Origin of the sequence: Sphingorhabdus lacus (assembly GCF_009768975.1) — a bacterium.
In the GTDB taxonomy this organism is placed as follows: Bacteria; Pseudomonadota; Alphaproteobacteria; order Sphingomonadales; family Sphingomonadaceae; genus Sphingorhabdus_B; species Sphingorhabdus_B lacus.
On record NZ_CP035733.1, the window covers coordinates 2,475,042 to 2,492,849 of the forward strand.

The 17,808-nt window shown below is 57.8% G+C and carries 21 protein-coding genes; 9 read left to right on the forward strand and 12 right to left on the reverse strand.

All coding sequences use genetic code 11. The features are described 5' to 3' along the window. The first annotated feature begins 37 nt into the window (after window positions 1-37). Complete coding sequence (locus EUU25_RS11655; protein ID WP_158901159.1) at window positions 38-1,711, forward strand: lipopolysaccharide biosynthesis protein; 1,674 nt, start codon at window positions 38-40, stop codon at window positions 1,709-1,711. On the opposite strand, the gene EUU25_RS11660 is transcribed toward EUU25_RS11655, so the two are convergent. After that, window positions 1,697-2,503: a nucleotidyltransferase family protein gene (locus EUU25_RS11660; protein WP_158901161.1), complete on the reverse strand. Its 807-nt coding sequence runs from the start codon at window positions 2,501-2,503 to the stop codon at window positions 1,697-1,699. The genes EUU25_RS11655 and EUU25_RS11660 overlap by 15 nt on opposite strands. Here EUU25_RS11660 and EUU25_RS11665 point away from each other — a divergent pair. Together EUU25_RS11665 and EUU25_RS11670 are read left to right on the forward strand one after the other, a co-directional pair. After that, window positions 2,502-3,299, forward strand: a complete 798-nt coding sequence (locus tag EUU25_RS11665; RefSeq protein WP_158901163.1) for a methyltransferase family protein — start codon at window positions 2,502-2,504, stop codon at window positions 3,297-3,299. The genes EUU25_RS11660 and EUU25_RS11665 overlap by 2 nt on opposite strands. Then, window positions 3,299-3,994: a nucleoside/nucleotide kinase family protein gene (locus EUU25_RS11670; protein WP_158901165.1), complete on the forward strand. Its 696-nt coding sequence runs from the start codon at window positions 3,299-3,301 to the stop codon at window positions 3,992-3,994. Before EUU25_RS11665 ends, EUU25_RS11670 begins: the two co-directional genes overlap by 1 nt. Here the strand turns inward: EUU25_RS11670 and EUU25_RS11675 are convergent. The 7 genes from EUU25_RS11675 to EUU25_RS11705 form a co-directional block, all read right to left on the reverse strand. After that, on the reverse strand, window positions 3,980-5,626 hold the full coding sequence (locus tag EUU25_RS11675) for a methyl-accepting chemotaxis protein (protein WP_158901167.1): 1,647 nt from the start codon (window positions 5,624-5,626) through the stop codon (window positions 3,980-3,982). The two genes, EUU25_RS11670 and EUU25_RS11675, sit on opposite strands and share 15 nt — an antisense overlap. Before the next feature lie 78 nt (window positions 5,627-5,704). Next, window positions 5,705-6,586, reverse strand: a complete 882-nt coding sequence (locus EUU25_RS11680; RefSeq protein WP_158901169.1) for an alpha/beta hydrolase — start codon at window positions 6,584-6,586, stop codon at window positions 5,705-5,707. A gap of 115 nt (window positions 6,587-6,701) precedes the next feature. Then, the gene (gene rpsI, locus EUU25_RS11685) at window positions 6,702-7,187 is read right to left on the reverse strand and encodes a 30S ribosomal protein S9 (protein WP_158901170.1); all 486 of its coding nucleotides are present in this window, start codon (window positions 7,185-7,187) and stop codon (window positions 6,702-6,704) included. After that, window positions 7,187-7,666: a 50S ribosomal protein L13 gene (gene rplM / locus EUU25_RS11690; protein ID WP_158901171.1), complete on the reverse strand. Its 480-nt coding sequence runs from the start codon at window positions 7,664-7,666 to the stop codon at window positions 7,187-7,189. Before rplM ends, rpsI begins: the two co-directional genes overlap by 1 nt. A gap of 178 nt (window positions 7,667-7,844) precedes the next feature. Further along, a complete protein-coding gene (gene cutA, locus EUU25_RS11695) occupies window positions 7,845-8,198 on the reverse strand; it encodes a divalent-cation tolerance protein CutA (protein ID WP_158901172.1) in 354 nt (117 codons plus the stop codon). After that, window positions 8,170-9,231 (reverse strand): COX15/CtaA family protein, encoded by a 1,062-nt coding sequence (locus EUU25_RS11700; protein ID WP_158901173.1) that lies wholly within the window; start codon window positions 9,229-9,231, stop codon window positions 8,170-8,172. Before EUU25_RS11700 ends, cutA begins: the two co-directional genes overlap by 29 nt. 137 nt (window positions 9,232-9,368) lie before the next feature. Next, window positions 9,369-10,730 carry an aromatic ring-hydroxylating oxygenase subunit alpha gene (locus tag EUU25_RS11705; protein WP_158901174.1) on the reverse strand — a complete coding sequence of 454 codons (1,362 nt, stop codon included), beginning with the start codon at window positions 10,728-10,730 and terminating at the stop codon, window positions 9,369-9,371. Between the two features lie 41 nt (window positions 10,731-10,771). Here EUU25_RS11705 and EUU25_RS11710 point away from each other — a divergent pair, with 41 nt between their 5' ends. Continuing rightward, on the forward strand, window positions 10,772-11,239 hold the full coding sequence (locus EUU25_RS11710; RefSeq protein WP_158901175.1) for a DUF3237 domain-containing protein: 468 nt from the start codon (window positions 10,772-10,774) through the stop codon (window positions 11,237-11,239). 66 nt (window positions 11,240-11,305) lie between these two features. Continuing rightward, window positions 11,306-11,671 (forward strand): MerC domain-containing protein, encoded by a 366-nt coding sequence (locus EUU25_RS11715; protein ID WP_158901176.1) that lies wholly within the window; start codon window positions 11,306-11,308, stop codon window positions 11,669-11,671. Window positions 11,672-11,686: 15 nt separating this feature from the next. Here EUU25_RS11715 and EUU25_RS11720 read toward each other — a convergent pair whose 3' ends face one another. Continuing rightward, window positions 11,687-12,316, reverse strand: a complete 630-nt coding sequence (locus tag EUU25_RS11720; RefSeq protein WP_158901177.1) for a substrate-binding domain-containing protein — start codon at window positions 12,314-12,316, stop codon at window positions 11,687-11,689. 347 nt (window positions 12,317-12,663) lie between these two features. On the opposite strand from EUU25_RS11720, the gene EUU25_RS11725 reads away from it, so the two are divergent. The 4 genes from EUU25_RS11725 to dxs are packed head-to-tail and all read left to right on the forward strand — an operon-like array spanning window position 12,664 to window position 16,547. Continuing rightward, a complete protein-coding gene (locus tag EUU25_RS11725) occupies window positions 12,664-13,047 on the forward strand; it encodes a monooxygenase (protein WP_158901178.1) in 384 nt (127 codons plus the stop codon). Beyond that, window positions 13,047-14,072 carry an alcohol dehydrogenase catalytic domain-containing protein gene (locus EUU25_RS11730; RefSeq protein WP_158901179.1) on the forward strand — a complete coding sequence of 342 codons (1,026 nt, stop codon included), beginning with the start codon at window positions 13,047-13,049 and terminating at the stop codon, window positions 14,070-14,072. Before EUU25_RS11725 ends, EUU25_RS11730 begins: the two co-directional genes overlap by 1 nt. A gap of 45 nt (window positions 14,073-14,117) precedes the next feature. Then, on the forward strand, window positions 14,118-14,576 hold the full coding sequence (locus EUU25_RS11735; protein ID WP_158901180.1) for a Fur family transcriptional regulator: 459 nt from the start codon (window positions 14,118-14,120) through the stop codon (window positions 14,574-14,576). Window positions 14,577-14,609: 33 nt separating this feature from the next. Next, window positions 14,610-16,547 (forward strand): 1-deoxy-D-xylulose-5-phosphate synthase, encoded by a 1,938-nt coding sequence (gene dxs, locus EUU25_RS11740; protein ID WP_158901181.1) that lies wholly within the window; start codon window positions 14,610-14,612, stop codon window positions 16,545-16,547. A gap of 15 nt (window positions 16,548-16,562) precedes the next feature. Here dxs and EUU25_RS11745 read toward each other — a convergent pair whose 3' ends face one another. Genes EUU25_RS11745 through lspA form a run of 3 tightly spaced genes read right to left on the reverse strand, consistent with a single transcriptional unit; the run spans window position 16,563 to window position 17,803 of the window. Beyond that, complete coding sequence (locus EUU25_RS11745) at window positions 16,563-16,997, reverse strand: DUF3035 domain-containing protein (protein ID WP_158901182.1); 435 nt, start codon at window positions 16,995-16,997, stop codon at window positions 16,563-16,565. A gap of 24 nt (window positions 16,998-17,021) precedes the next feature. Then, on the reverse strand, window positions 17,022-17,273 hold the full coding sequence (locus tag EUU25_RS11750) for a DUF3035 domain-containing protein (RefSeq protein ID WP_158901184.1): 252 nt from the start codon (window positions 17,271-17,273) through the stop codon (window positions 17,022-17,024). Further along, entirely contained in the window at window positions 17,270-17,803 is a 534-nt protein-coding gene (gene lspA, locus EUU25_RS11755) for a signal peptidase II (RefSeq protein WP_158901186.1), read from the reverse strand. Before lspA ends, EUU25_RS11750 begins: the two co-directional genes overlap by 4 nt. Window positions 17,804-17,808: the final 5 nt, after the last annotated feature.

Here is a 17,808-nt window from a genome sequence, read left to right on the forward strand (position 1 = left end):
CCATAGAGGGAAGTCGCGGCGTAGCGGGGCGCCACCAATGACAGATACAAAAACGGACGACGAAATCTCCGCACGCGATGTGGCAAAAGGCGCAGGCACCACCCTGCTCGCCCGGTTGGGCGGTGTGCTCGAAGTCGTCGCGCAACCGCTCTACATCTGGCTTTTCGGATTGGCAGGCTATGGATTTTACGGCGCGCTGTGGGCCGCGACAAATCTGACGCAGAATGTAGCGGATTTGGGAACCACCGGGGCGATGCAGCGCGTCATCCCGCAAGCAACATCCGCGCAAAAGGAGGCTGCCGCCTTACGCGCCGCTTTAATCCTTGGCGTTATACCCTGCATCCTCATTGCGATCACCGTATTCATTCTCGCAGAACCGGTTTCGAAATTTTTCAACGCCGACGCCCGCGATTCCGCACAGGCAACCGAGATCATTCGCCTGTTCATCTGGGCGCTTCCGCTCTGGTCCTTTGTCGAAGTCGCAACATCGGCCCTGCGTGCGCGCCGCATTTTTGGCGCGGAGATCCGGCTGCGCCTGTTCTGGGAACAATTGATCCGCTTGCTGGTCGTCGTCAGCCTGTTCTTTGCGGGCTGGTCGACACGGGCGCTTTATATCGGCCACCTAATTTCTTTGGGCGCAACCTGCCTTTTATGCGTCCGCCTTTTGGCAAAGAATTTCGAATTGCGGCTGATGTTCAAAGGTCCGCTGGTCGACGACATGTTTCACGCCACACTGAAGGCAGGATTGGCCGTTCTTCCGACCAACATTGCCTTGCGGATATTCGGCGACGGCCCTGCCATTGCCCTTAATGCAATCCTGCCGGGTGCGAGCGGCGCGGTGGCGACAAGCCTCTATATTGTCGCGCGCAAAATATCGAGCCTGGTGCAATTGGTGCGCACCGCCTTTGCCTATGTGCTGGCACCCCTGGCGTCGGCCCTTTCCAAAGATGGAAAGGAGAAAGTATCCTCCATCTATGGTTTTTCGACGCGTGTCCTTGTGACGCTGGCGCTCCCGTTGGCCGCCGTTCTGGGCGCGATGGGCCCGACAATCCTGCCGGTCTTTGGTCCGGGTGTCGAACAGGCGCTCATCGCGGTCTGGATTTTGCTTGCCTCGCGTGCCTTTGAAGCCGTGTGCGGCGCAGCGGCACCGATCCAGCAGGTCGTGTCGGCCCACCGGCACCAACTGGTTGGCAGCATCACCGGCGTGGTATTGGCGTTCGTCATCGGGGGATATTTCACACCGCAATATGGTCTGAACGCTATGGCGTGGGCCGTTGCGATCGGCCTTGCAGCCGCGTCCGCCATACCCATGATCCAGCTCAATCTACATGACGACCTCCACCCGTTCGAGCGGCCCTTCCTGGCGGTTCTTTTGAAGGCATTGGGCGTTGCCATTGCCGGATCGCTCCTGATCGTGGCGATCCAGTTCGTACCTCTGCTCGCGCAAAGAGTGCTTTTCGCCGGCCTAGTGCTGGTGGCCTTTGCCTTCGCGCCCCGCGTGGCTATCGGACTGGCGTTTGTGGGGCTTGCTGAATGGGTTATCGAGACGCAGTTTTCCTTGCCCGCCCAATTGCTTTCGCGTCTGGTGACCATTGTCCTGATGTTGCCGGTCGTCATCGGCACATTGTGGCTATCCCTGCGCCTTGCCCTGCCCGAGGCAGACCGCCGCGCCATTGGCGACAAAACGGCCCGCAAATTACGTCTGGTTTGACTGTTTCCGGTTGAGCCGGATTTCCAATGCCTGCCGGTGGTCATCCGGCTTGTCGACATCAATGGCGGCCTCGGGTGTTGCCAAGGGCACAAGCCGGGCTTTCAGGCCCAGTCTATTGCCCGCCTGCCGTAGTGCTTCACCCAGCCCTATGGTGCGCGTTAGCGCCCGCACGGCCAGCCACGGGCCGAAGTGCAGAAAAAGCTTCCAAGCCGTTTTACGATCCTGTTCCGCACGCGACCAGAGTTCAAGCGCGGGCAAGCATTTTACCGACTGCAACGCAAACAGGTTGGCCCCGGACCAATAGCCATCCGCAAATTTCAGCCATGTCCTTTTGTTCGATGGGTAGCGCTCAATCAGAATAGAGCGCTCCACCATGCCCACGGCAACATCGGCGTCGCCTGCATCGGTGATGAACGCAGACAGCAGATCCGCTTCAAGCAAGGGATGGTCGGCTGTGGTCACCAAGATCGGAAAGGGTAAGCCGCTGGTTCCGGCCAATTCTGCAATACTGCTGGAGATACCCGCGCTGCTTTGGCGCAAAACCGCCCCACCGCCCTGTTCGACAGCGTCAAGCAGAGCGTCGGTGTTCTGGGCGATCACCATGATTTGGCGCACGGCAGGGGTGGCGTGCAGCGCCTTCAGCACGTGGCTCAGCATTGGCAGACCATCAAAGTCGATCAGCGCTTTGGCTGAAACACCAAAATGGGCCGCAAGCGCGTCGCCCTTGGGTCTGCTACCCGCCAGAACGAGCGCGGACCAGCCTGTGTGGCCCTGCGCTAAAGGGGATGTCATGATTTTGCCCCATTGTTGTTCAAAGGGAACGTCCTCTTCTAAAAGCATCGAGTTAGGATTGTTGGTGTATCAACAGGAAATGGCCCGCAGCGGCAAGTCGCTATTCTTCATTCGCGGCACATATATCTACACAATTATAGCGATTTCGACGTTGATCGCCTTTTTAACCCGCGATATCGGCCCCTTTGCGACGGCGCAAGCCGACTGCGCCTGGTTCTGGGTCTCGTTCGCCGTCGCCAGCGCTGGCGCCATTGTCCGCATCTTTACCAGTGGTTGGGCAGCGCTCGGCACATCGGGACGCGCAAAGGTCGCCGCTGAAGCTGCCGAACTCAACACAACCGGACCTTATTCGCTGGTGCGCAATCCGCTTTATGTCGGCCGCATCCTGAATTTTACCGGACTTGCCATGTTGTCGGGAAGCTGGGTCTTCGGTGCTCTGGTATTTCTACTCGCCATTTTGGTTTACGAGCGGATTTCGGTTTATGAAGAAGAGTATTTGCGCGACAAGTTCGGTGAAGCGCATGCCGCTTGGGCCGCGCATGTCCCGGCCCTGCTTCCGCGCTTGTCGGGTTGGGTCTCGCCCAAATATCCTTTCTGGTGGAAACGTATGATTTGGCGCGAACAGAATAAGCTGTTCCTGCTTGCTACCGGTGTGTTTCTCACTTGGTTTGCCCGCACCGGTTTTGATGTCGCGGCACTGAACGGCAACTGGGTTATGGCCTATGCCGCCCTGGTCGTCCTTCGCTTCATCATCGGCGGATTGAAAATGATCGGGTTCTTTAAAGAGCTGAGCTGATGGCGTCGCTTGCCCCGCTGATTGCGGTTATCGGATGCGACGGGTCGGGCAAGTCCACTTTGGCCGAGGCGCTGGTCGCCGACTATAGCGCCCGTCGTCCTGTGGCCTATGTTTATCTCGGGCTCAAATCGGGTGCGATGGGCGAGGCCATCAAACAGTGGCCAATTATCGGTGGCTGGCTGGAGAAAAAGCTGTCGAAACGGGCGTCACAGGCGCGCGATACGAAGCAGAAAATCCCCGGTGTAGCGACGGCACTCGTCATTTATCTGCTTTCCACCGTACGCTTGCGCCGCTTCCGGCAGACGCTCGCGCATCGCCGCGCGGGCCGGCTTGTCATTACCGACCGCTATCCGCAGGTGGAAGTGCCGGGCTTTTACGATGGCCCGGGTCTTTCAGCCGCAAAGGCAGGCAGCAGCTTTATTGCATGGCTGTCTCGGCGCGAGCGGGCCAAATATGAATGGATGGCGGCGCATTTACCGACGCTGGTGATCCGCATCAACATCGACATCGAAACGGCCCTTGCGCGCAAACCGGACCACGCCCGTGATTTGCTGGAAAAAAAGATTGCCGTGACGCCTGTGCTCACCTTTGCAGGCGCGCCAATCATCGAACTCGACGGGCGGGAACCTTTTGCAACGGTCAAAGCGAAGGCAACGGCAGCAATTGACGCCGCGCTTGCGTCAGGCGGCGCGTAAACGGTCGAGGAAATTCCGGCTTGCCTCGCGCAGGGCACCGGCCCTGCTTTGCAGATCGCCCATCACCAACTGCATCTCGTCGGCGACTTCACCGACCTGAACCGCGGCGACATTCACTTCCTTGCTGAATTCACGCACATGCTCGGCATCTTGCGCCGCATGATGGGCGTGGCCGCTAATGTCGCGGGTGGCTGCCTGCTGTTGCGTGATAGCGACCGCGATATTGTTGGCGCCCTGCTGCACTTGAGACAGCTTATGGGCAACCGAACCGACCATGCGCGCGGCGTTGTCCATCTGATCCTTGATCGTCGTCACCGTCGTGGTGACAGACCCGATGGCACCATGGGTCTGGTTGGCAAGGCTTTTCACTTCCTGGGCTACAACCGCAAAACCACGTCCCGCATCACCTGCGCGCGCAGCTTCAATCGTGGCATTCAGCGCAAGCAGGTTAGTTTTTCCGGCAACGTCCTGGATCATGGCCGCAATCTCGCCGACCTTTTCCGCTTCACCCGCAAGATGCGCCATTACGCCGCTGCCTTGCTTGCTGCTTTTGGTTGCGGCTTCGGATGCCGTGACCTGGTCATGAACCTGATGGGAAATGGCGTCCGAAGATTCGCTCAACTGCCGGGCGGCCGCGGCAACCATCTGGATCGCCCCGCTCATGTTAGTTGCCATGTTAGCCATAGCATCAGTCCGCTCCCGCGTCTGCGTACCGATGGCCGCCAGTTGCTGTGAGGATTCACCCACCGCGCGGACCGCCGATTCCATCACATCGATAATGGCATGCACCGAATGTTCAAATTCGCTGGCCAGCGCCGTCATGGCCTGACGCTGTTCCTGATCGGCGCGCAGACGCTCTTCTTGGCGCACCGCGCTCGTATTACGACGCTCGGCTTCCAACGCCTCCAGTCGTTCCTGCTCCGCTGCAAAGAAGCGTTCCTGTTCGCGGGCGAATTTCTGCGCATCGTCCAGAGATTGCATGAACGATCGCCATTGCATCATTGCAACGCGGTGCAAGGAGACGCCGAACAAGGCAATGCCGGCGTAAAAGAACCACGGCATGTCCATTCCGGAATAGCTCGCGGATATCGTGCTGCCTATCGTCATCACGGACAGCCACATGACCATTGCGGCCGGAAGGCATAGATAGATGAGCGCACCGATGGCAATAAGCCCGAACGTCATCGCGCTGCCGACAAGAATGCCGATATCCTGATGATAGCTCCACACATCGGCGAGCAACAACACCCAGCTAAAGGCTTCGATGGTTACCTGAAGGACGAACAGACGCCGCAAAAACAGCAAATAGGTCCCGTCGGGATCATGCTGGCTATCGTAATTCTTGATCCGGACATGGACGCGATATCCGACGATGGCGGCTATGCTATAAAGGGGCGCGGCATATTGTGCGTAATGCGGTTGGGCGCCGCCAAACCACAATATGGCGAGCGCAGGCCACATGGTGACCAGCCCCGATATGAATGCCGCGACGTGCGACCGACCGGCCGCCTGCAGTTGCGCTACCATCAAATCTCGATTTTGCGAGTTGGCTGAACGACGCAATATTGCCCACTCACCTGTCAAATCGGTGAAAAAGGCAAACATGTCTTTCAAATGGTGCAATTCGCGCATGCAAGGTTTCCGACGGATATTTCCGCCATTCGCCTTAACGCCGAATGGTAAAGCAGCCGTTAACCATAGGCAGCGGGATTATTCGCCTTTGATGAAAGCGACGCTGTCCGCGAGTACCGGAGCTTTGGACCGAAACGGCCGGGCAATCGCCATGATGATATCGGCATGATCGACTTTCGGATAAATTTTCAACTTCGATTGGCCGCCAAGTTCCGCCATCCTCGCCTCCAGCGCCTTGCTGTTACGCGGTTTGACGACTGTATCTATATCGCCGGTGAGCAGCAGCAGCGGCGGCGCATCGGCGCGGGCATAATGTATCGGCTGGGTTTCCTTGAGATCCGGCCAGTGGCCGAGCGCGATCTTGGAGGAATCGGTGGTCAGGGGAAGAAAGTCATAAGGTCCGGCAAGGCCGATGACGCCCTTGATTGACGTGCTGTCCAGCTTTTGGGCTGCAAGCCATTGCGGATCCAGGGCAGCCATCATGGCAATATGTGCCCCGGCGCTATGCCCCATCAGATATATGCGGCCCGCATCACCCCGATAGGTGCCTATATTCGTTTGAACCCACGCAATCGCCGCAGCGGTGTCTTCGACGAAAGCCGGAAACCGGACTTTAGGTGTTTTGCGATAGTCGGCGACAACGGTCACAATACCGCGTGCTGCGAAGGCACGGCCTAGAAAGCCATAGCCATCACGTTCCCCGTCGCGCCACGCACCGCCGTGAAAGAAGAGCAGAACCGGATAAGGTTTATCCGCTACTTCAGTGGGAATATAGACATCCAGCTTTTGCCGCTCATCGGGGCCATAGGCGATGCCTACCGAAGCCTTGCCCTGATATTCCGTTGCGCCAGGCGCAATCCGGTCGACCAGATCAAGTTTTTGCGGATCGGTTTTGGACCAGAACCAAAGGCCAATGGCAGCGATCAGGACCAGAAGGGTGAGGAGGATTGCTTTTATCATGCGCCCCATGTGCCTGTCGTGGCCCTCGGGCACAATGAAAAAAGGCGGCCCCCGAAAGGACCGCCTCTTTGTTTCCAACAGGCCGGGACCTTGACGGCCCCGTGCGTTGAAATTCTTAACGCTTCGAGAACTGGAAGCTCTTACGTGCCTTGGCCTTACCGTATTTCTTACGTTCTACGGTACGGCTGTCACGGGTCAGGAAGCCTTCGGCCTTGACCGCGCTGCGCAACAGAGGCTCATATTTCGACAAAGCTTGGGCAATACCGTGCTTGACGGCGCCAGCCTGGCCCGAAAGACCACCACCCTTAACAGTCGCGATGACGTCATACTGGCCGGTACGCTCGGTCACGCCGAACGGTTGGTTGATGACGAGACGCAGCGAAGGACGTGCGAAATAGACTTCCTGGTCACGGCCGTTGACAACGATCTTACCAGTGCCGGGCTTCAGCCAAACGCGCGCAACGGCGTCTTTACGACGGCCGGTAGCATAGGCACGACCCTGCGCGTCAATTTCCTGTTCACGGATAACTGCAGCGATCTGGGCGGGTGCTTCGGCGCCCAAGGTTTCGAGATCAGCGAGTGAATTTGCGGTATCGGACATTATGCACCCACCTTGTTCTTGCGGTTCATGGAAGCGACGTCGAGCGTCTTGGGCTGCTGGCCATCGTGCGGATGCTCGGTGCCATTGTAGAGGTGTAATGCGCGCATCTGGGCACGGCCGAGAGGTCCGCGGGGAACCATGCGCTCGACAGCCTTTTCAAGAACGCGCTCAGGAAACTTACCTTCCAGCACCTTTGCAGCAGTGATACCCTTGATACCGCCTGCATAGCCGGTGTGCCGGTAGTAGACCTTGTCGCCCAGCTTTTTGCCGGTGAACTGCACCTTGTCGGCATTGATAACGACAACATGGTCGCCGCAATCAACGTGGGGGGTGTAGCTTGGCTTGTGCTTGCCGCGCAGGATGTTGGCAATGATCGACGCAACGCGGCCGACAACCAGACCTTCGGCATCAATGATATGCCATTCCTTCTGGACGTCCTGCGGGCGGATCGATTTCGTAACTCTGGATAGCGTTTTCATCGCTAATCGAACCTTTCGGAATTTGTAAAACGAGGACCAGAATCGCAAGGAAACTGGTCGCGAAGCGGCGCTAATGACGATGAAGCGTCCAATAGTCAAGCAAAAGCAGGGGTTTTACGGAAGGTATAATAATACCTCCCTGCCACTCCGGCGGTCGAAAACGAACTGCCAAGACCGGCTATGCCGTCTCTGATGCGACCCATTCGGCATAGGCAGGTAAAGCACCTTCACTCGACAAGCGCAGGACGGCGGGGACCTTGTAGCGGTGCAGCGCCGCGATGCGCTGCATGGCGGCCTCGGCTTTGGCGGGGGAGGTTTTGAACAACACCGGATGTTCTTCCTTCGCCTCAATCTCGCCTTCCCAACGGAAATGCGAGATCACCATCGGGAAACGATTTGCGCAGGCGATCAGGCCTTCGGACAAGAGTTTTCGACAAACATCATGCCCCTCGCCCGCAGTCGGGAATACCGCGTAGATTACAGCGACGTCGTTGTTGGCGGCCTTATGTGCCATGATCGCGACCGATGACATGGGCACCCCACACCGTAGCCGCCACAAGCAGCGCGCCTACGGCTTGGTGCGAAACAGCGAGCACGATGTTAACGCCGGTAAGGACCGTCGCAATGCCCAATAGGATTTGCACGCCAAAGGCGCTGTGAATGGCGATAGACGCAGGACGCGCCCCCGCCGCTTTGGTTCTGCGTGCAAGCATGATCAATGCTATTACCGCAACCCATGCCCACCAACGGTGCACAAAGTGGGTTAAGAAGGGATCGTTCACGATGGCATAGAAGGTGCCCTTTGTTGTATCGATACCATCCGGCACAAACCGGTCGTTCATCAGGGGCCAACTATTTGAAACATAACCGGCATTCAGGCCCGCAACCCATGCGCCGAACAGCAATTGGACGAATAAAATGGCCAAAACGGCCAACGCAAATCCGGTAAGCTTTGCCGGTTTCGCAGCCGGATTGCGTGCAAGCGCCTTTAAATCAAGTGCCGTCCAGACCAGACCGCCCAAGATAAACAACGCCGTCAGCAAGTGCACCGCCAAGCGATAGTGGCTAACGTCGGTACGTGCGGTCAAACCCGATGAAACCATCCACCAACCAATGGTTCCTTGCAATCCGCCAAGCGCGAGCAAGGCCAGCAGCCGGGGCTTATAGCCTTCGGGAATGGCGCGCCTGGCCCAGAACCAGGCAAGCGGCAGAGCAAAGGCCAGTCCGATCACCCGGCCGAGCAATCTGTGCACCCATTCCCAGAAATAGATGAATTTGAATTGGGCCAGCGTCATGCCGGCCGGACCGTTGATTTCGGTATATTCGGGGATCTGCTTATATTTCTCGAACTCCGACACCCAGGCCGCTTCGTTCAAGGGGGGCAGCGTTCCGGCAATGGGCTTCCATTCGGTGATGGAAAGGCCCGATTCCGTCAGCCGCGTAATGCCGCCGACCACCACCATCGCAAACACCAGCAGGGCGACACATATCAACCATTTAACCAACGCATCGGGGCGGGTGGTCGTGGGAAGCGCAAGATTTTCGGCGGCCAAGGTGTTCTGCATGCGCGCCGATATGCGCGGACGTGAAGATTAAGACAAGTGCGGCAACGGGACGACGCATTGCTTTTTAAGCGTCGGTAGTTGCAGAATCTGTCTTACCCGGCATGCAGGAAGAAAATCGGCGGGCGAAACGCGGCCCTCTATGGACGCGACATATAAGCATCCAATGTTTCGTGGTAATGCCGGATGCGGCTTTCCTGATAACGGGCCAGGGTGACGCCGGGCTTTTTGGAGGCGCGCAGCCCTTTTTGAATGCGCATGAGATTATCCGTATCTTGATCAGCAACCATGGCGGCCGATCCCAATTCCGGCGCATCAGTCCATTTTTGGTCCGATCCCAGCATATTAAGTTTCGCAGGTTCGGGATGCGAGCCATCCGGTGCCTTCGAGAACAGAAACATGATTTCCATGATCGAGGTTTCCGGATCATCGCCATTGGGCCGGAAACGATATGTGATCGGCAAAGCCTGTCCGCCCCATGGCACCATGTTCGGGAACAGGAGATATTCGATGAGATCGAGAGATTCGCTGTCGGACAAGGCCGACATGTCGCGGCCCGAGCTACGCGAAATTTTCTCGCGCGCACGTTCCGCCAATTTGCCGCGCGCCGTTTCACCCTCGCCCACTTCGATGGGTTTCCCGGCAAAGAACGGAACATCCCTGCGCATTTCCTCGATCGTACGTTCAGCAGGAACGCCTTTCATGGAAGGCGAAGGAACGCCCTGAACGCTGATCATGCGGCTGACATGGCGGATATCGGGCCACACATCATATTGCGTGTTCGTGTCGCCATAATAGCCCATGACCTGAGGATGCGCGATGCTGACATGATAGGCTTCCACAAAAGCTTCCATTGCCAGCTTCCAATTGCACGGCATGATCTTGCCAACATGCGCCGCTACATAGCGGTCCTCAAGATCGAAGGCCTCAAAATGTTCGGGTAGATTTTCAAGATAATTTTCAAGCGGCTCGCAATCAGGATCGAAATTGACGAATACAAATCCGCCCCAAATACCGACTTTCGCTTCGGGCAGCCGCATTTTGTCCTTGTCGACATGGGGAAAGTCCCATTGTCCGGGTATAATGGAAAGGCTTCCGTCCAGCTTCCATGTCCAGCCGTGAAATGGACAACGCAACTGGTTTACGCAGCCACCTTCAGTGCGCAGCAGCGTGCCCCGGTGCAGGCATGAATTGACATAGGCGCGAATTTCATCAGGCGCCGTCCGAATAACAATCAACGAGTCATGGACAATTTCATAAACGATGTGATCGCCGACATTGGGAATATGCTCGACCCGGCATGCCAGTTGCCAGCATTTGCGCCACACCTTCTCGACTTCCAAATCGTGCCACTGCTTGGAGAAATAGCGCTCGCTGGAAACGTCGGACATATCCTGCCCTTGCGCAGGGGATTCCTCTCGCAAAATGGAAGGCGCCGGATTGATATCCTGTTCAAACACTTCCTGTACCGAGGGTCCGGGCCGCCGTGCGATGATATCCATAGTCTCCCCCATTGCTGCTCTTGGTGGCAAATGCTAGCGTGATGCCAATGGATCATCTGGCGCACAAGCATTTAGTCACCCTCACCCTGGATGTCGATTTCCGGTCTATGCTGGTCATAGGACCAACCCCGGGCGGGCATCGCCGGATCGCGCCGGTCACGGGTGGCCATTTTTCGGGCGAACGGCTGAATGGCACGGTTTTACCGGGAGCAGACTGGGTCATAAATCGCAGCGATGGCGTGATGGTCATCGATGTTCGCCTCGCCCTGAGAACGGATGATTCAGCTTTAATCTATCTGTCCTATCAGGGCCGCTTTCTGGCGCCTGCCGAAGCGATGTCGCGCTTCTCAAAGGGCGAATTGCTTGAACCCGAAGAATATTCCCTTGCCATCGTCGCAAAATTTGAATGCGGCGAAGACCGCTATGCTTGGCTCAACAACGTTGTGGCAGTCGGAACTGGCGAGCAAACAGCCACTGGCCCCGTCTATTCACTGTTCGAAATCGGCTGATCAATCCATCATTCTTCCAAATGATATGTTGTAACGTGCGCCGAATCGGTATAGAGCGGCCTGCGAATGACACAGGTTTGGACAAAATGGCGTTGGGACGGGCTCGGTTTGAGCATTGCTGGCCTGTGTCTGGTCCATTGCCTCGCGACATCCGTACTGCTGGTATTTCTGGCCTCGGCGGGCGGTCTGCTGCTCGATCCGGTTATCCATGAAGCTGGCCTTTTCCTTGCGATTCTCTTCGGTATGCTCGCCTTGGGCAAGGGCTTGTGGGACCACGGCTTTGTCATGCCCGCCGCTATCGGCGCTTTAGGCATTGGCATGATGGCTGGTGCACTGACCATTCCGCACGGAACGACCGAGATACTCTGGACGGTCATGGGCGTTGCCGTTCTGGCGCTTGGCCACGACCTTAATCACCGCGCGTCGCACTAAGGCATAATTACCGCGCTAATTCCCCCCGCTGACTAATGCGGCAAATGTCGACAGCACCCAGTTATGGACGACCCGGATCGATGGCTGATGCTGCAAATCGCGGTGCACAATCAGCCAGGGGTTTCTTGGCGGCGGGGCATGGGTCGTCGGGACTTGCACCAATTCCTGTTCCCTTTGCGCGATGGCAACAGGCAACAGGGCAATCCCAGCACCGCTTATCGCAGCGGTCATGAGCGCCCGGGTACTCCCTGTCCTGAGGGCTACAGAAGTTCGTAGTCCCATCTCCTCCATCCAGATAAGTTCGGGCAATCGACCGTAGCTGTCATCATAGATGATCAAGCGTTCGCGTACTAAATCGATGTCTGACGGTTGTCTTTTGTCCAGATATGCGCGCGCCGCAAAAAAGCCGAGATGCAGCGGAGGCAGTTTGCGCATTATCAAACTTGCCCCTTCGGGCCGGGACATCCGGACAGCGATGTCGGCATCGCGCCCCGCGAGGCTGACAACATCTGCCTGCGATTGGAGATGTACAGGAAAGTCTACGCCTTGCGTCCATAGGGCCGGCAAAGCGGGCGCGAGTACGTCCGAAATTACAAATTCGGTAGCGGACAGGCGGACCGGGAGATTCCCGCCTTCGCTTCGCAAACCATCCGCCAGCCTGTTGACGCGGGCAAGTTGCTCGGCAATCGGCTCCGCCGTCTTAGCAATCAGTTCGCCAAAATAGGTGAGCGTGGTTCCCTTGGCCTGCCGGTCGACGAGGCGGAGTTTGAGGGCATTTTCCAGCTATTCAATGCGGCGCGAGATTGTCGATATGGCGACTCGGCGTCTTTTTGCGGCCGCACTTAATGACCCCGCCTGCCAAATGGCGATGAGATCATCGAGGTCACGCGGATCAAGCATGTTTTGCAATAATGGACATCTGTTTTGCAATATCGCGCATTTAAACTGCCCGGGCAATGGTGAAGATAGCGGCATTGAAAAGGAGATTTTGTATGCGTCGTCCAATCCTTTTACTGTCTGCGCTCTGCCTCTCGCTCAGCGTCAGCACCCACGCTGTTGCGCAAGATCAAGCTTCGCCCCCACCGGTCGCCACAATCGTCACGATTAAAACCCCCGCCAGTATCAGCCGGCCAATGCTGGAGGTCGAATTCAAACGTGCCGTACCGATTTATGAAAAGATTCCGGGATTGATTCGCAAATATTTTATCGCTGATGCCGAACAATTTGGCGGCATGTATCTTTGGAAAGATCGCGCATCGGCAGAAGCCTGGTACAGCAGCGCATGGCGCGCCAAAGCCAAGTCGCTTTATGGAAGCGAGCCCGAAGTCCGCTGGTTCGATGTCCCCGTCCAGATCGAAAACGGCAGCGAGCGCTAATGCGCCAACTGACTTTCCTGGCCCCCAAGCATTTTGAATGGCGCGATGTTCCATCGCCGAAGCTTCAGCATGATCGGGATGCCATTGTTCGCCCGCTCGCCGTCGCGCGCTGTGACCTTGACCTCTACATTGCCACGGGCGTGGTTCCCTTTCCGGGACCTTTTGCGTTCGGGCATGAAATGGTGGGCGAAGTGGTGGAGGCCGGAAAGCTCGCCAATGTCGTTCCTGGACAGCGGGTCGTTGTACCGTTTCAGATAAGCTGCGGTTCCTGCACATCCTGTCGGCGCGGCTTCACTGCATCATGCGAGTCGGTACCCCCTTACGCTGCGTTTGGGCTGGGGGGTGGCCGAGTTGAATATGGCGGCGCTTTGTCGGATGCCATCCGTGTACCTTATGCTGACTTCATGCTGGTTCCCCTGCCGCAGGGCGTTGACCCCATCCATGCGGCAAGTGCAGCCGACAATATTCCCGACGGCTGGCGCGCGGTCGCGCCACAATTGGCCCAATATCCCGGCGCCAGCGTGCTAATCGTCGGAGGGTTGGCCCAGAGCGTCGGTCTATATGCTGCTGGCGCCGCCGTCGCCTTGGGGGCGGGGCGCGTGTTGTATCTGGACGACAACCAGGCCAATTGCGAACGGGCAAGGCATATGGGAGCCGATTCGGGACCGATGGCCTTGGCCGCCGGGCGGGAGCCTCAAGAGCTTTTCGACATCGTTGTCGAAGCCGCGGGGACTTCCGATGCGTTGGCATTTGCCGTTCGGTCGTGCCGTCCCAATGCCATTTTGACGAGCGTCGCCATGCATTTGGAGCCGACCACGGCTGTGCCCTTGTCGCAAGCCTATTATCGCGGGCTGACATTCCACACCAGCCGGGCGAGCGCGCGTACCTGGCTACCGGATGTGCTGGATTGCATGGCGTGCGGTAACTTGCATCCTGAGCATGTGACCCATTCCGTAATGCCCTTTGCCCAAGCCGCCGAATGCATGACGGATCGAGGCCCGAAGATCATCTTCACTCCCGACTAAGACCCTGTGCTTGCTTATGTGCCCGTGAACGCCTAAATTCGCTAGATGGCAGCACATCATCATCACGAACATGAAGGCGCATCGCTTACCCATGCGGCGCAGGCCGCACTTATCGACGCGGGCGAGCAGTGGACAGAAATGCGCGCGGACATTTTCGATGTCTTGGCGACTTTTGAAAAGCCGGCCTCGGCCTATGACATCGCCGACCTCGTTTCCCAAAAGCGCGGCAAGCGTGTTGCACCCAACAGTGTGTACCGCATTTTGGACCTGTTCGTGGCGACCAACCTCGCCCGCCGGGTCGAAAGCGCCAACGCCTATCTGGCCAATTCCCATCCCGGCTGCCTTCACGACTGCATATTCCTGATCTGCGATAATTGTGGCACGGCGACACATATTGATGACGACAAGCTGACCAATAATGTCCGCGCCGCCGCCGAAGGTGCCGGTTTTGCACAGGTGCGTCCGGTTATCGAAGTGCGCGGCAAGTGCGCTGATTGTGACTGACAGGCCTAAATTTACCCGCTATCACATTAACCCATGACCCATGTTCCAGACACGCCGTTGCTCGACACGGTAAAAATACCCGCCGATCTACGCGGACTTCAGGTTTCGCAACTTCGCCAACTGGCCGACGAGCTTCGCGCTGAAACTATTTCCGCCGTTTCGGTAACAGGTGGACATTTGGGGGCCGGACTTGGCGTTGTGGAGCTGACCACCGCCATCCATTATGTGTTCAACACGCCCGACGACCGTCTGATCTGGGATGTTGGCCATCAATGCTATCCGCACAAAATTCTCACCGGACGCCGCGACCGGATCCGCACATTGCGGACGGGTGGCGGGCTTTCGGGTTTCACCAAGCGCAGCGAAAGCGAATATGATCCATTCGGCGCCGCGCACAGCTCCACGTCGATTTCCGCCGCCTTGGGCTTTGCTGTCGCAAACAAGATGGCCGGCAAACCTGGCAAGGCAATCGCGGTAATCGGCGACGGCGCGATGAGCGCAGGCATGGCCTATGAAGCCATGAACAACGCCCAGGCAGCGGGCAACCGGCTGGTCGTCATTCTCAATGACAATGACATGTCGATTGCACCTCCGGTCGGCGGGCTATCGGCTTATCTTTCGCGTCTTGTATCCTCCAGCGAATATCTGGGGCTACGCAGCCTCGCGAGCAAGCTGGCCCGGAAGCTTTCGCGCCGTATCCACAATGCTGCGGCCAAGGCAGAAGAATATGCCCGTGGCATGGCCATGGGCGGCACCTTGTTTGAAGAGCTGGGCTTTTACTACGTCGGCCCCATCGACGGCCACAATCTGGATCAGCTCATTCCCGTTCTCGAAAATGTCCGCGACAATGCGGAAGGCCCCGTGCTGGTCCATGTCGTCACACAAAAGGGTAAGGGCTATGCCCCTGCCGAAGCGGCGGCTGACAAATATCATGGTGTTGTCAAATTCGACGTCATCACCGGCAAGCAGGACAAGGGCCCAGGTGGCGGCCCACCTGCCTATCAGAATGTGTTCGGTGAAACCTTGGCCAAGCTTGCCGATACGGATCCAACCATATGCGCGATCACAGCCGCCATGCCCTCGGGCACGGGCGTCGATAAATTCGCGCAGGCGCATCCCGACCGCAGCTTTGACGTCGGCATTGCCGAACAGCATGGCGTCACCTTTGCGGCAGGCCTCGCAGCGCAGGGCATGCGTCCCTTCTGCGCGATTTATTCGACCTTCCTGCAACGCGCCTATGATCAGGTCGTGCATGACGTGGCGATCCAGAACCTGCCCGTGCGCTTCGCCATCGACCGCGCCGGTCTGGTCGGCGCCGATGGCAGCACACACGCGGGATCGTTCGACATCACCTATCTCGCGACCCTGCCCAATATGGTCGTCATGTCACCCTCGGACGAAGCCGAACTGGTCCACATGACCTATACCGCCGCATGCTATGACAGCGGACCGATCGCTTTCCGCTATCCACGCGGAAACGGGATCGGCGTCCCCTTGCCCGAAGTTCCCCAGCGCCTTGAAATCGGCAAAGGCCGCGTGGTGCGGGAAGGCAAGAAGGTTGCGATTCTCTCGCTGGGCACCCGATTGGCCGAGGCGCTCAAGGCTGCCGATACGCTGGACGCCAAGGGCCTTAGCACCAGTGTCGCCGACCTGCGCTTTGCCAAGCCGCTTGACGAAGACCTGATCCGTCACATGATCGCTACGCATGAAGTGGTGGTAACGGTGGAGGAAGCGGCCGTAGGCGGTCTCGGCGCCCATGTCCTGACGCTGGCGAGCGATCTGGGTTTGATGGACACCGGATTGAAGATCCGCACGATGCGCCTGCCGGATATCTTTCAGGAGCATGACAATCCGCAAAAGCAATATGACGAGGCTGGCCTGAACGCGCCGCAGATAGTCGAAACCGTACTAAAGGCCCTGCGCCACAACAGCGCGGGCGTTGAAGTAGAGGAAGCCGGGGTAAGGGCGTAATCGCCCTTCCCTATTTTAGCCGGGAATAACCGCCTGTGCGGTTTGACCGTCGCCCTCGGGGGCGGCGATGATGTCGCGGGTGATCGAGCCTTTGTTCACCGTATTTGTCTGGGGATCACCCACTGACGAACGGATACCCATTTCAGCCGCACCGGGCGTAGTCGATATAGCGCGTTCTGCAGCCGAACGTTGTGCCGCGCCGCCAAACATCGCCTCAAGAACCTGCTCCTGACCGGCCTCTGTCGGGCGGGCCGCGACGGCTGGCGTTGGTTCAAGCGCGAAATCGGGGGGCACAACCAGGGGTGCCGCACGACCGGTTGCAGGCGCTGCCACCTGATTGCCGCGAATATCCCAATCCCACAGCGCCTGTCCTGCCTGACTTACCGAAGCGCAGCCGGACAGGGTTACCATTGCGGTTGCGCAAAAGGCCAAAATCAGTTTCTGTTTCATATAATCAGTCCTTCAGGGCGCGGATTAGGGCCGGGGAGCGGGCGCTGTGCCGCCAAAGAGCGCATCGAGAACCTGTTCCTTGATGTCACCATCTTGCGGGCGCGGCGCATCGGGCGTCGGCGCGGGCAGAGTGAATGTGGCAGGCACTTCAATCGGCTTGGAACGGGTGACCGCAAATTCATCAGGCCGTTGACGGTCCAAAATGCCCGTCGAACCGCACCCCGAAAGGGTGGTCAAGGCGAAGGCCACGACCGTCAGGATAAGTTTCCGCTTCATACTCTCTCCACTATGTCCGCGCTGCTTGCGGGTTCCTGAACGGGTGCCTTTTCGCGCATCAGGAAAGCACGGGCAAGTAATATCAGCACGCCAAAGGTTATGGCGGCATCGGCTAGGTTGAAAATGTAGAAAGGACGGAACATTCCGAAGTGCAAATCGGCATAGTCGACGACATAGCCATAGCGGACCCGGTCGACGATATTGCCAAGCGCACCGCCCAGAACAAGCGCAAGCGCAAGCATGTCGCCGCGCAGTTTTTCACGCCACATCCAGATCGCAACCCCACCCGCAATCGCCGCGGTCAAAGCGACCAGCGCCCACCGCTCGGCATCGCTGTCGGCGGTCAGGAAGCTCATCGATACGCCGCGATTTTCGGCATAGCGCAGGTCGAAAAAGGAAATGATGTGGATCACGCCACGGCTTTGCAGCTGCAACGGGCCGAGCATGATATATTTCACAATCTGGTCAGCGATGAAGACAAGACTGGCAAGCATGATGCCCTGCAGGCGAAATTTGGAATGGGGATTCATGATCG

Coding starts and splice junctions, on each gene's coding strand:
- EUU25_RS11655 (WP_158901159.1), top strand. CDS start 38: ATGACAGATACAAAAACGGACGACGAAATCTCCGCACGCGATGTGGCA.
- EUU25_RS11665 (WP_158901163.1), top strand. CDS start 2,502: ATGATTTTGCCCCATTGTTGTTCAAAGGGAACGTCCTCTTCTAAAAGC.
- EUU25_RS11660 (WP_158901161.1), bottom strand. CDS start 2,503: ATGACATCCCCTTTAGCGCAGGGCCACACAGGCTGGTCCGCGCTCGTT.
- EUU25_RS11670 (WP_158901165.1), top strand. CDS start 3,299: ATGGCGTCGCTTGCCCCGCTGATTGCGGTTATCGGATGCGACGGGTCG.
- EUU25_RS11675 (WP_158901167.1), bottom strand. CDS start 5,626: ATGCGCGAATTGCACCATTTGAAAGACATGTTTGCCTTTTTCACCGAT.
- EUU25_RS11680 (WP_158901169.1), bottom strand. CDS start 6,586: ATGATAAAAGCAATCCTCCTCACCCTTCTGGTCCTGATCGCTGCCATT.
- rpsI (WP_158901170.1), bottom strand. CDS start 7,187: ATGTCCGATACCGCAAATTCACTCGCTGATCTCGAAACCTTGGGCGCC.
- rplM (WP_158901171.1), bottom strand. CDS start 7,666: ATGAAAACGCTATCCAGAGTTACGAAATCGATCCGCCCGCAGGACGTC.
- cutA (WP_158901172.1), bottom strand. CDS start 8,198: ATGTCATCGGTCGCGATCATGGCACATAAGGCCGCCAACAACGACGTC.
- EUU25_RS11700 (WP_158901173.1), bottom strand. CDS start 9,231: ATGCAGAACACCTTGGCCGCCGAAAATCTTGCGCTTCCCACGACCACC.
- EUU25_RS11705 (WP_158901174.1), bottom strand. CDS start 10,730: ATGGATATCATCGCACGGCGGCCCGGACCCTCGGTACAGGAAGTGTTT.
- EUU25_RS11710 (WP_158901175.1), top strand. CDS start 10,772: ATGCCAATGGATCATCTGGCGCACAAGCATTTAGTCACCCTCACCCTG.
- EUU25_RS11715 (WP_158901176.1), top strand. CDS start 11,306: ATGACACAGGTTTGGACAAAATGGCGTTGGGACGGGCTCGGTTTGAGC.
- EUU25_RS11725 (WP_158901178.1), top strand. CDS start 12,664: ATGCGTCGTCCAATCCTTTTACTGTCTGCGCTCTGCCTCTCGCTCAGC.
- EUU25_RS11730 (WP_158901179.1), top strand. CDS start 13,047: ATGCGCCAACTGACTTTCCTGGCCCCCAAGCATTTTGAATGGCGCGAT.
- EUU25_RS11735 (WP_158901180.1), top strand. CDS start 14,118: ATGGCAGCACATCATCATCACGAACATGAAGGCGCATCGCTTACCCAT.
- dxs (WP_158901181.1), top strand. CDS start 14,610: ATGACCCATGTTCCAGACACGCCGTTGCTCGACACGGTAAAAATACCC.
- EUU25_RS11745 (WP_158901182.1), bottom strand. CDS start 16,997: ATGAAACAGAAACTGATTTTGGCCTTTTGCGCAACCGCAATGGTAACC.
- EUU25_RS11750 (WP_158901184.1), bottom strand. CDS start 17,273: ATGAAGCGGAAACTTATCCTGACGGTCGTGGCCTTCGCCTTGACCACC.
- lspA (WP_158901186.1), bottom strand. CDS start 17,803: ATGAATCCCCATTCCAAATTTCGCCTGCAGGGCATCATGCTTGCCAGT.